Below are 13002 nucleotides of genomic sequence, written 5' to 3'. Positions count from 1 at the left end.
GCTTTTTATCATTCATTTCCTTTTTCTTTTGGCAATTGGATCATAAATCCGCTGTTTCCTCCCGCAACGGTACTGGGTACCTGTCCCGACCATTTTTGTATCTTGATATAATCAATATAAAGCGGCGTTAATGCCATCTGCTCTTTTTTGATAGCCTCTGCCCGACCTGCCGCCTGGATTACAGCCTGGGCTGAGTCACCCCTGGCTTCCGCGATCTTCCGCTCGGCTTCAGCAACTGCAACCTGCCGTTGGTTCTCGGCTACCTGTACTTCCTGGATAGCCCTCGTTTTCGCAATAATGGATTCTGAGATCTCCTTGGGGGGAACAATGTTGGTCCTTAGCTGCGAAACATTGAACCATTTGGCCACCCGCTTATTGCATTCATTGATTATCGCCAGTTCAAATTCCTCACGATGGTTGAATATGGAGTCTACCGTATACCTGTTGGCAACATCATTGACGGAACCTACGATAGCATTTTTTAACCAGCCTTGCTCCATTTCCTTGACACCTACCCGCAAGTTTTGGAACATGTCGGCAACATTGCCGGGGTTGATCGAATAATTGAAAGATGGTTTAATGGTTGCAATGAATCCACCTTTGGTAACAATTGTCGCCTCTTCGTAATCAATGTGCTGTTGATGGATGGGGAATTCGTATATCCTTGAGATCCAGGAATTGTAAAATACCCAACCGGTCACATATTCTGTTTTACCAACTCCCCGGTTATCGCCTACATTACTCACCTTGATACCAACATGACCCGCATCGATGCGCTGGATATCGACCGGGTTAATGGTCGCAATAAGCAGTGCAAGCAAAGCGCATAACAAAGGTCGCCAGAGTGCCTTTGCCTGAAATCTCCCTTCTTCATTAAAGTACTGGCTCTTTTGGAAAACTTTCAGGATTACGGCAATGATGAGAAAAGCAATAAGGAAGGATAGCAGTCCGATCATGGTTATTGTTTTTGAATTGATTGGAAAAAATAATAAAAATGTAGAACGATAAGGAATAGCAGGATAAAATAGGCCATGGCAAATCCTAGTATTCCTGCCCAGCTGGCTGCCGGATCTGCTTCAGTGAGAAGATTGAGCAGGAGAATGTTGATGACACAATGGGTGAGTATGGCTAATGTCCTGCAGCATTGGGAAATGACCTTGCGGAAACTCCTGGTGTTCATGTTACGAGCAGTTGAAAGTTCTTGGTTGTAAAAGAATAGTAGGCTTAGCGCCTTTTTAGGTTGCATGTCCTTGGAAAAATATAAAGGCCGCAGGCTAATTATAAAGGGAAAGCAGAATACGGGGGATGTGTTAGATGGTAGTAAAATAAAAAACCGCAGGATTTTCCTGCGGTTTTTTTGTTGCCCGACCTGGATTCGAACCAAGACAAACAGAACCAAAATCTGTCGTACTACCATTATACTATCGGGCAATCCGTCCCAAATGGGAGTGCAAAAATAATGGGCGAATTCATTTTGGCCAAAAAAAATCTCAAAAAAAATTTTTGATGGGCGCCTTGATTTTCATGACTTTAGTTCCCTTTGGCAGTTAGCCATATACACATTAGATTTATTGAAACGACCAACATGAATAATTCCGGCCGAAGAAAATTCCTTTCCGGATTGGGAAAACTGGGACTGGGTACTATGGGCGCCCTTGTAATGCAGAAAGCCTGGGCAAGGAACCTGGATAGTACTTTGGATAAGTATAATGGCTTTGATGCCGGGCAACTCGCGGGGGAAGAAGAGTTCTGGAATGCCATCCAGCAGGCTTATACCGTTTCTCCTTCCATCATTAACCTGAATAATGGCGGTGTCAGTCCTTCCCCCAAAGTGGTGCAGGATGCGATGAAACGCTATCACGACCTCAGCAATGAAGGGCCTAGTTATTTCATGTGGCGGATCCTTGACCAGGGAAGGGAGCCGGTAAGGGCCAACCTTGCCAGGATGGCCGGTTGTAGTCCTGAGGAGATCGCCATCCAACGCAATGCCTCCGAAGCCCTGGAAACCGTGATCTTTGGATTGCCCTTGAAGGCAGGGGATGAAGTTGTAGTGAGTAAACAGGATTACCCCAATATGATCAATGCCTGGAAGCAGCGGGAATTAAGGGACGGGATCAAATTGGTTTGGATTGACCTTGATCTGCCCTCTGAAGACAGTGAATACCTTGCAGGGGCCTATATCAAGGCTTTTGGTCCAAGGACCAAACTGGTGCATATAACCCATATCATCAATTGGAATGGACAGATATTGCCGGTTCGGAAAATTGCAGATGCTGCCCATGCCAGGGGTATCGAAGTGTTGGTGGATGGTGCGCATAGTTTTGCACAATTCAGGTTTACCGTGCCGGAACTTGGTGCCGATTATTTTGGGACGAGTTTACACAAATGGCTAAGCGCTTGTATTGGAACCGGCTTCTTATATGTCCGGAAGGAGAAGATCAGTGGGTTATACCCGCTATTCGGCGCACCCGATGCTAAAAGTGCTGATATCCGGAAATTTGAGAACCTTGGTACCCGGCCCTTCTTTATTGAGCAGGCTATAGCCCAGGCGATCGAATTCCAGGAAATGATTGGTGCCGAAAGAAAGGAACAACGGCTGCATTACCTTAAGAATTACTGGATGGGAAAAGTAAAGGGGATACCTGGTGTCAAGATCGGCACTTCAATGAAGCCAGAGTTCGGTTGCGCATTAGGGTTAGTATCTGTAGCAGGGGCCAAACCTTCAGAGTTGGAGCAGTACCTCTTTAACAAATACAAGATCCATACTGTTGGGATCGAATGGGAGAATATCATTGGGGTTCGCATCACCCCTCACGTTTATACCAACACCCGGCAATTGGATATCCTCGTCCAAGGAATAACTGAATTTGCGAAAATGAAGCGGTGATCCTTTACTGTTTAATGGGATCCCGGTTATACTGAATGGGTGGTATCAGGGATTCATTTTTTTGATCCATTCCCTGATAAGGGCGAGACCTTCCTGGTGGATCTGTTCCCTGCCTATTTCAGGCATCGCGATACCTGGGTCGTTGGTATTCATCCTGTAATAGAGAATGGATTGGTCAGGCTTGCCGGGAACTATATCGAATTGGAAGTTGCCTGAACCCCTTCCCGCTGCAACAGGGGTTTTCATGACACCGTAGAGGTTGGGCTGGATAGTATGGATATCCAGGTATAAACCGGATGTGTTGGCAGCACCTTTAGGGTTATGGCAATGTCCGCAGTTGATGTCCAGATAGGCCCTTGCCCTGTCATCCAGGCTGCCATCTTTTTCGTCATCCCACTTGCTATTGCGCGGTATCATGCCCGAAGGTAGCTTATCCAGGATGTCTTTCTCCATCCAATGGCTTAATTGGTTTTGCGGGCCTTGCTTATAGGGGAAATTAGTGTTGAGGTGCCTGGCCGCAATACCAATGGGTAATAAAACTTCCCCGGTTGAATGGCAACCTTTGCATTGATTCTTATTGGGGATCACATAACTTGTCTGGACCTTTTTACCCCTATGGTCAATGTAGTTGATGGATTTGGTATCGCCGGTTACATCATAAAAGGCATCGGTTTGTTCATCGTTCCATATATAGGGGTATGCTTTCCATCCATCAGTTTCATGCACAAGTATCCTTGTTTCTATGATCCTCCTTCCTTTTGCCGGATCCCTGAAGTCATTTGGATAATAGAAGTTCTTGATCAGTACAGTGCCTGTTGGAAGGTTGAAAACACCTTCCCCATTGTATTCGGCTTTTTCACCCCTGGGAACCACAATGAACCTGCTTTTTTCTGCATAATTACTGAACAGGGGGGTAACTAAATGGTAGGGTATCACATCTTCACGAGGCGTTAAATCAGCCAATGGACCGAGAAAGAAACCATAATCGGAAAGCTTTTCCTTTTTCTCAAAACTTTGCACTGGCTTCCGGGTAAAGGAAACACCTGCAAGAATAACCAGGACCAAAGCGGAGACTGTCAATAACTTTCTCATGACCATTAATTGGAAGTTGTACTTATTTTGAGCTCACAGTCATAGGGCTTCATTTCCCTGCTGATATTCCTGAAATTATTGGCGGCATCAATATTCGCAAAACTTGCGTTGGTATTGTTGCGGATGCAAAGTATTTGTTGACCCTTTGTCTTCTCATCCTGTATGCCATCGTAAATGATGTGAGGGACGTTCTTGCCAAACTTTAATTTGAAATGGTACAATTTCCCCATCCTCCCTTTCATCGTGGCCTTGGTATGTTCCCTTTCGTATTGGTTGTCATGGATGAAAATATTGGAAGGATAAGGGTAATACGAGCTGTCCTTAATTGGGTTCTCTGTGATATAATAGCTGATGATCGCAGTGCCGGTAGTAATGTTATTGATGATCCTGTTGTTGTAGACCTCAACATTGTTGGTTGCTAAAACCATGATCCCTGTACCTTGGGGAACCTTTCCTACAATATTGCCTTTGGGAGCAAAGTTCTTGTGGTTATTATGATGCACATGGTTGTTGTACACTTTGGTGAAGCCGCCCTTCTTTACTGTCAGGTCAGGCAAGTCAAAGATCAGGATGCCGCCTGTGTTGTTGGTCGCTTCATTGTCATATACCTCAGCATATAAGGAATTCTCGATCTCGATACCCGCAACGTTCTCCGTCGCCCTGCAATTCCTGACAATGATCTCCCTTGATTGACCTACGTAAATGCCGGCATCGCTTGCTCCCCTTGCCTCACATTGCTCGATGAGTACTTTACTGCATTGTACAGGGTATAAACCATACCCGCCATTCTTTTCGTTAGCGCCCCTTGTCCATTCGGCCTTTACCTTCCTGAAGGTAATTCCGTCAACCAACTGTGTCTTGATGGCATCGCCTTTCGTGTCCTGGACAGTCAAATCTTCAATGGTGATATTGGATCCATTGGTGACTTTTATCCCTTCCGCTCCTGATAGCTGTCCGTTAAAATTCAGGATCGTTTTATCCATACCTTTTCCCCTGATGGTAACACCCTTTTTGCCATCCAGCCAAAGGGAAGCGTTAAGGGTAAAACTGCCTTCGGGTAACTCAATGACGCTATTATTGTCCGCATCAATGAACTGGGCCATGAGTTTTTTTTGGACGTCCATCTGGGCAAAACAGGCAGGTAGGATACCCAGCAGGGTAAAGCAAATACAGGCAAGGCGTTTCATGTTGTTGGGTTGTTTTTAAAGATACGAATGGTTGCTTAAAATAAAACAGGCCTCTACAGAGGCCTGTTGGGGGAAATCCTATGCAGTGATCAGTTAAACTGTCTTTACCAGGAAGTAATTCTTCTTTCCTTTCTGGATGAGCAGGTATTTGTTATTCAGCAATTGTTCGGCAGTTACCATGGTTTCAATTCCCTCAACTTTCGACTTGTTGATGGCAACCCCGCCGCTTTGAACGGTCTTACGGGCTTCCCCTTTGCTGGGGAATATACCTGATTCTGCCAGGAAGGAAACGATATCAATACCGGACTGTAATTTCTCATGGGGAAAATCATGTGCCGGAACACCTTCCATTACCTGGAGGAGCTGGTCCTCATTGAGGGATTGTAGCACTTCAGTGGTAGCATTGCCAAAAAGGATCTCGCTGGCCTTGATGGCAAAATCATATTCCTCACGGCCATGGACAAATGTAGTGATCTCCTCAGCCAGTTTCTTTTGCAGGGTCCTTTGGTGGGGTGCTGCCTCATGGTCAGCTACCAGTTGTGCGATCTCATCCTTTCCAAGGAAGGTAAATATCCTGATCCATTTTTTGGCGTCCTCATCGGAAGCATTGAGCCAGAACTGGTAGAACTGGTAAGGAGAGGTGCGTTTGGGGTCAAGCCAAACATTGCCCCGTTCCGTTTTGCCAAATTTTCCGCCATCGGCCTTGGTCAATAGGGGACAGGTAAAGGCAAATGCATCGCCACCTGCCATCCGCCTGATCAATTCAGTGCCTGTGGTAATATTCCCCCATTGGTCACTTCCGCCCATCTGTAGTTTGCAGTTCTTGTTCTGGTAAAGCCAGTAGAAGTCGTACCCCTGGATCAGTTGGTAGGTGAACTCGGTAAAGCTGATCCCGCTATCTCCCTCGATCCTTTTTCTTACACTATCCTTGGCCATCATATAATTTACCGTAATGTGTTTGCCGACATCACGGATAAAGTCCAGGAAGCTGATGTCCTTGAACCAATCGTAGTTATTAACGATCCCAGCAGCATTTGGCTTTGCCGGGTCAAAATCCAGGTATTTTTCCAACTGGCCACGGATCCCCCTCAGGTTGGCTTGTAGGGTGGCCTCGTCCAGCATTTTGCGTTCTTCTGATTTGAAAGAGGGGTCGCCTACCATTCCGGTTGCCCCTCCAACCAGGGCAAATGGCTTGTGGCCGGCCCGCTGAAGGTGAACCAGCAACAAAATGGGTACGAGGGACCCGATATGGAGGCTGTCGGCCGTAGGATCAAAACCAATATAGGCCGAAGTCATTTCCTTGTTTAATTGTTCCTCTGTTCCGGGCATAATATCCTGCAACATGCCCCGCCATCTTAATTCTTCGATCAAATTCATAAAAACGCTGCAATTTGCGGCAAAGCTAAAGGAATATATGAAACCTCTGACAGGGCAATATTTCTTTAGGGACAGCGTTAAAGGAGATTGGGCAAATTGCGTTCTTTTCCAATTCCCGTGCAGCCAATAACCTTTGGACAACTGTCATATAATTGCTTATTTAGAAAGTTGAATCAATGATTAAAAAGGTCAAATTACTGATCCTACCCCTTATCCTGATGCATGTATGGGTGAATGCCCAATTCCGGAAGTATTCCAATGAATTCCTCAATATTGGAGCTGGTGCCCGGGGGCTGTCCATGGGCAGCGCACAGGTTGCTTCGGTAGCCGATGGTACTGCGGGGTACTGGAATCCTGCGGGTCTGGTAAATGTCAAGGACCAACCCCAGATCAACCTGATGCATGCGGAATATTTTGCCGGCATCGGCAAATATGACTTTGGAAATATTGCTATTCCATTATCTGGCGGTAAAAGGACAATTGGTCTTTCCATCCTGCGGTTTGCCGTGGATGATATCCCTAATACCGTATTCCTGGTAGAACCCGACGGCAGTATCAATTTTGCCAATATCACCACCTTTTCCTCAGCCGATTATGCTTTTTTGTTTTCCTATGCCCAGGAATTAAAAACAAAAAGTCCGGACAAGAAGCTTAGCCTCGGGTTCAATGCAAAGGTGATCCATCGAAAGGCCGGTGATTTTGCGACCGCCTGGGGTTTTGGTTTTGATGCAGCTTTGCAATACAAGAACAAGCGATTCCAGGCCGGTTTGGTGGCAAGGGATGTTACTACCACTTTTAATGCCTGGTCCTATAGTATCAATGATAAGATGCGGGAGGTGTTCTATGTTACCCAGAACGAGATACCCGTAAAGTCTACCGAATTGACCGCTCCCAAGCTTATTGCCGGGGCTTCCTATAACTTCAAGTTGAACAAGAACATGAACCTGCTGGCGGAGGCTAACCTCGACTTTACCTTTGATGGCAGGAGGAATACGGTCATCAGTTCCAGTGCTGTAAGTGTTGATCCTAAACTCGGGCTTGAAGCGGGATATAAGAATGTGTTTTTTGTCAGAGCGGGAATCAACAACTTCCAGCGTGCCCTTGAAGATGATGACAGCACCTATACCAAAAAGGTCTGGATCTTCCAGCCGGCCCTGGGCGCAGGGTTCAGGTTGTCGAATGTAATGATCGATTATGCATTCACCAACCTGGCCAACCAATCCAACCCTTTATATACACATGTGTTCTCTTTGAAGCTTGACCTTGTAAAGAACAAAAAGAAAAAGTAACCGCTAGCTATTATGTTGCGTACCATAAAAATATTCCTGTCCTTTTTCCTGTTTACCATTCTGTTGTCAGCAGGTATTCCTGGTGCTTTTGCGCAATCCTTCAACAATGAATGGATCAATTATAATAATACCTATTATAAATTCAAGGCGGGGAAGGACGGTCTTGTTAGAATTCCCCAAACCACCCTGCAGGCTTCGGGCCTGGCCGGATTCCCGGTAGAGAACCTGCGGCTTTTCCGGAATGGGGTGGAAGTGCCTTTTTATTCCACTTCGTCCTCCGGGTTGCTGCCTGCCAATGGTTTCATTGAATTCTGGGGTCAGGCAAATGATGGGGAACCGGATAATGTATTATACCGTAAGCCGGAGAACCAGCATGTTAAAAAGCATAGCCTGCATAGTGATACAGCAGTGTATTTCCTGACCTATGATAATGCTGTTACGGGAAAGCGTTACCTGAACAGCAATAACAATATTGCCGGGAATACCCTCCCGGCTGAACCTTATTTCATGCACACCATTGGGAATTATTTCAGGGAGCAGATCAACCTGGGGCTAGCAGCCCCACTTGACCAATATGTGTATTCTTCCTCATATGATATAGGGGAGTTTTGGTCCAGTTGGGATATTGCCCAGAGGGCTACCCGTACCATTAACCACACCAATTTGCAGGTTGAGCCAACCGGTCCGTCGGCTACCATTAAGTATGGAGCATTTGGTAACTCTCCCATTGAAAGAAGGGTAAGGCTAACGGTGAATAATACCCTTCTGGAAGAAGCCGCCATGAACTTTTTTACTGACCGGGTCAGTACGGTCAACCTGCCGGTTAGTCTTTTGGCCAGCGGCAATGCTTCTGTTGCCTTCACCAATGTGCAGCCACCCAGGCCGCCATCCGGTGCTGACCCCTACAGGGACAGGTTTGTACTTTCCTTTTATGAGATAACTTATCCCCGCAGGTTTAATTTTGGGGGAGCGAGTACCTTCTATTTTGAAGTTCAGGGAAACCCGGCCGGTAATTATATTGAGATCACCAACTTCTCAGCCGGCAGCGCGGTTCCTGTTTTGTATGACCTGGAAACACTGGAACGCTATGAAGCCAATATAGATGATCCTACCAGGTTAAGGTTCAGGCTGAATGGAAGTAACGCAAAAAGAAAGCTGGTATTGAGTTCCACAGCGCCTGCCTCCCTGACTATTGTCAATTCCCTGCAGGAAAAGAAGTTTCTGGATATCAATAATCCTTCCCAGCAGGGGAATTACCTGATCGTCTCCAATCCAAGGTTGTTCAGCGGTTCTTCGGGTAATAACCCGGTAGAGGATTACAGGGCTTATCGTAGTTCTGCTGCCGGCGGAGGCTATAACGCCAAGGTATATGATATCAATGAACTCACCGACCAGTTTGCCTTTGGTATCAAGGGGCATCCCCTCGCCATAAAGAATTTTATTCGCTATGCAAGGGAACGCTTCCCGGGTGGAATTAGCAATGTATTCCTGATTGGAAGGGGGGTAAACTACCTTGATTACCGATACATTGATTGGAATACCGGAATATATTATACCCAACCCCAATTAGATGAGCTGAACATGGTGCCTACCTATGGTTTTCCTGGTTCGGATAACATGCTTAGCTCTGCCTCTTCAACGAGTCCTTTGGCCGTTACCAATATCGGAAGGCTTTCCGTTATCAATGGCAAGGAAATAGAGGATTACCTGGAGAAGGTAAAGGAGTATGAATCTGCGCAGCAAAACAATGCATATACCATTAAGGACAGGTTATGGATGAAGAATGTTTTACATGTAACCGGCGCCAGTGAATCCCTTCTGGCTACGGCTTTGTGTAATTACATGAATAGTTTCCGTAACCAGATAGCCGATACCCTGACCGGCAGTAATGTTACCGTTCTTTGTAAGAATGTTGCGGTAGGGCAGGATCAGGGTTCTGTGAATAAGGTGAGGTCGCTTTTCGAAGAAGGTCTTTCCCTTCTGACCTATTTTGGTCACTCTTCTGCCACCACCCTTGAATTCAATATAGAAGACCCCTCTGCCTACAATAACCCGGGTAAGTACCCCGTTTTTTCCGTGAATGGTTGTAGTGCAGGTGATTTCTTTAAATATAACCCGCAGCGATTCTCATACCTGGAAACCTTGTCTGAGAGATTTACCCTGGCAAAACAACGTGGTGGCATAGCCTTCATTGCCAGCACCCATCTGGGTATCGTTTATTACCTGAATATATACCTGAATGCCTTTTATGACAGGATCGGCAAGTCAGATTACGGGGCCACACTCGGTGAGCTTACCAAGGATGCACTTGCAGGATTGATTTCATCAACAGGTCCACTGGAGTTCCTGGCTAGGACACATGCTGAACAGATCACCCTTCATGGGGATCCGGCTTTGAAGTTCAATCACCAGGAAAAGCCGGATTATGTAGTAGAAGCACCCTTGTTGAATATTAATCCCGCATTTATCTCTATTGCCGAACAGAAATTTAAGGTTGATCTCAGGTATTATAACATGGGTAAGGCAAGTTCAGACTCTATCAAGGTAGAAGTAAAACGCTTCTTTCCCGATGGTAGTTCAGTTACACTTTTCTCCGGTAAGCGAAAGGCCGTTAAGTATATCGATTCACTGAGCTTTGAAATTCCCATTGTTCCAACCAGGGATAAGGGTTCAAACAGGATACTGGTTACCCTTGATGGGGATAATCTCATAGATGAAATGGATGAAGGAAACAATATTGTATCCAAGGAGTTCTTCATTTATGAGGATGAGGCCAGGCCGGCATTCCCCTATAACTACTCCATCGTAAATAAACCGACTCAGAAACTTTATGTCTCTACTGCCAACCCGTTCAGCAGCATGAAGCAATATGTGATGGAGATAGATACCACTTCATTATTCAATTCGCCATTAAAGAAACAAGTGGTCGTGAGTTCCATAGGCGGGGTTATTGAGTTTGATCCCCAGGTTAGTTTCATGGATAGCACGGTTTACTACTGGCGTACTTCAGTAGTGCCGCCCGATGGAGGTTTCTATAAGTGGAATGTCTTTTCCTTCCTCTATAAGTCTAATGAGCAGTCTGGTTTTAACCAGTCCCATACACTGCAGCATACCGCTTCTGAACTGGCCAGTATTTCCATTGATTCTGTTTCTGGGGCCTGGCAATATGGAACCACCCCCAACGACCTGTACGTGACAAATGGGGTATTCCCGACCGCAGCCAACCAGGCGGCAGACTTCTCGGTTGTGTATAATGGTAATACTGATATTATCAGTGTCTGTGGTATTTCTAATATTATCTTCAATGTATTTGATCCCAAATCATTCAAGCCCTGGTTCAATGCTTTGGCCGGCCAGCCCAGCAAGTATGGATCAGATCCGGTTTGTGGAAATGAAAGGGCCTATAATTTCCAATTCAATATCCTTGACCAGAACAAACGTAGGAGGATAGTAGAATTTATGGACCTCATTCCCGACGGGCATTATGTAGTGGTTAGGAATACGTCCGGAACGAACCCGGCTTCCAATACCTATCCGTCAACTTGGCAAAGGGATACAACCGTATTGGGCCCTGGCAATTCTATGTACCATAGGCTGCTACAGCAAGGGTTTACAGCTGTTGACTCTTTCAACAGGCCGCGCGCCTTCCTTTTCATTTACCGGAAAAACAAACAGAATGAGTTCCAGCCGGTCTTTACCTTTTCCGAAGGGGTCTTCGATAAGATCAACCTGGCTGCAGAGTGTTTGACTATCGATACTGCAGCATTTATTAAGTCGCCGGAGTTTGGACCGGCCAAGGCCTGGAAGAGGTTGAAATGGGATGGGAGGTCATTGGAATCACCATCAACGGACCAGCCGAAGGTCCTTGTGATCGGCCGTGATGGTGCCGGTAATGAATCTGTCCTGAAAACCATTGAACCAACCAATAGGGATGTGGATGTATCGGATATCAACGCCAATCAATTCCCCTACCTGCGTTTGCAAATGAGGAATGCCGATTCCATCAACCTGTCACCTTTCCAACTGGATTACTGGAGGTTGGTATATGATCCGGCTCCTGAAGGCGCCCTGGCCCCGAACCTTTTCTTTACAACCAAGGATACGGTTGAAATGGGAGAGCCGGTGAATTTCGGGATCGCCTTCAAGAATATCAGCAATTATCCTTTTGATAGCATTAAGGTAAAGGTGATATTGACAGATAAGGATAATGTGCCACATGAGTTGCCTGTATCACTTACCAAACCACTAATTAGCGGGGATACCGTAATGTTCAGGTATACCATCGATTCAAGGGCCTTCCCAGGCTTGAATACCTTATATATTGATTTTAATCCTGACAACCACCAGCCGGAGCAGTATCATTTTAATAACTTCCTCTTCCGGAACCTATATGTTAAGGCCGATAATAAGAACCCATTATTGGATGTGACTTTCGATGGTATCCATATTCTCAACAGGGATATTGTTTCAGCAAAACCGCATATCCAGGTCAAACTGAAAGATGAATCGAAGTTTATGTTATTGAAGGATACTTCGCTGCTTTCCGTAAAAGTTAAATTCCCTGATAATACGGTTAGGACCTACCGGTTCGATAATGATACGGTGAGGTTTACACCTGCCACCAATGGAGCCGATAATACCGCTACCATTGATTTTTACCCGGCATTCACCACCACATTCAATGAAGAGACGGGGGTGGACAATTATGAATTGATCGTACAGGGTAAGGATGCCAGCAATAACCAATCCGGAACAGTGGCTTACAATGTAGAGTTTTCTGTTGTAAATAAGCCAATGATTTCCAATCTCTTAAATTATCCTAATCCATTCACTACCTCAACTGCATTTGTGTTCACGATAACGGGTTCCGAAGTGCCAACCAACTTCAAGATCCAGATCCTCACGGTAACCGGCAAGATTGTCCGGGAAATCACTGGTGATGAGTTGGGGCCGCTTCATATCGGACGCAACATTACTGAGTTCAAGTGGGATGGTACGGACCAGTACGGGCAGCGTCTGGCCAATGGGGTCTACCTCTATAGGGTAATTACAGGCTTGAATGGAAAGCGCCTGGAAAAATTTGAGGATGGCAGTGGAACAGACAAGTTCTTTAACAAAGGGTATGGAAAAATGTATTTGATGAGATAATTGCCCAGAAGGCTGCCAACCG

Annotated in this window: 8 protein-coding genes and 1 tRNA gene; 3 read left to right on the top strand and 6 right to left on the bottom strand. The window is 45.8% G+C overall.

The annotated features are described in order from the left end of the window. Positions 1–8: 8 nt before the first annotated feature. The 3 genes from KJS94_RS08170 to KJS94_RS08160 all read right to left on the bottom strand — a co-directional run bounded on the left by KJS94_RS08170 (position 9) and on the right by KJS94_RS08160 (position 1431). Entirely contained in the window at positions 9–956 is a 948-nt protein-coding gene (locus KJS94_RS08170; RefSeq protein WP_214447712.1) for an SPFH domain-containing protein, read from the bottom strand. A gap of 2 nt (positions 957–958) precedes the next feature. Continuing rightward, positions 959–1180: a hypothetical protein gene (locus KJS94_RS08165; protein ID WP_214447713.1), complete on the bottom strand. Its 222-nt coding sequence runs from the start codon at positions 1178–1180 to the stop codon at positions 959–961. A 180-nt stretch (positions 1181–1360) separates the two neighbouring features. Next, positions 1361–1431, bottom strand: a tRNA-Gln gene (locus tag KJS94_RS08160). 154 nt (positions 1432–1585) lie between these two features. On the opposite strand from KJS94_RS08160, the gene KJS94_RS08155 reads away from it, so the two are divergent. Beyond that, positions 1586–2887 (top strand): aminotransferase class V-fold PLP-dependent enzyme, encoded by a 1302-nt coding sequence (locus KJS94_RS08155; RefSeq protein ID WP_214447714.1) that lies wholly within the window; start codon positions 1586–1588, stop codon positions 2885–2887. 45 nt (positions 2888–2932) lie between these two features. On the opposite strand, the gene KJS94_RS08150 is transcribed toward KJS94_RS08155, so the two are convergent. The 3 genes from KJS94_RS08150 to tyrS form a co-directional block, all read right to left on the bottom strand. After that, positions 2933–3979, bottom strand: a complete 1047-nt coding sequence (locus KJS94_RS08150) for an SO2930 family diheme c-type cytochrome (protein ID WP_214447715.1) — start codon at positions 3977–3979, stop codon at positions 2933–2935. A 5-nt stretch (positions 3980–3984) separates the two neighbouring features. Further along, a complete protein-coding gene (locus KJS94_RS08145) occupies positions 3985–5166 on the bottom strand; it encodes a parallel beta-helix domain-containing protein (RefSeq protein ID WP_214447716.1) in 1182 nt (393 codons plus the stop codon). A 93-nt stretch (positions 5167–5259) separates the two neighbouring features. Continuing rightward, the gene (gene tyrS / locus KJS94_RS08140) at positions 5260–6543 is read right to left on the bottom strand and encodes a tyrosine--tRNA ligase (protein WP_214447717.1); all 1284 of its coding nucleotides are present in this window, start codon (positions 6541–6543) and stop codon (positions 5260–5262) included. A 176-nt stretch (positions 6544–6719) separates the two neighbouring features. Here tyrS and KJS94_RS08135 point away from each other — a divergent pair, with 176 nt between their 5' ends. Beyond that, positions 6720–7832, top strand: coding sequence for a putative type IX sorting system protein PorV2 (locus KJS94_RS08135; RefSeq protein WP_239804338.1), 1113 nt, complete (start codon positions 6720–6722; stop codon positions 7830–7832). Between the two features lie 12 nt (positions 7833–7844). Beyond that, positions 7845–12980, top strand: a complete 5136-nt coding sequence (gene porU2, locus KJS94_RS08130; RefSeq protein ID WP_214447718.1) for a putative type IX secretion system sortase PorU2 — start codon at positions 7845–7847, stop codon at positions 12978–12980. Positions 12981–13002: the final 22 nt, after the last annotated feature.

The sequence above is a fragment of the Flavihumibacter rivuli genome (genome assembly GCF_018595685.2).
In the GTDB taxonomy this organism is placed as follows: Bacteria; Bacteroidota; Bacteroidia; order Chitinophagales; family Chitinophagaceae; genus Flavihumibacter; species Flavihumibacter rivuli.
This window is presented reverse-complemented; position numbering and strand designations above follow the sequence as displayed.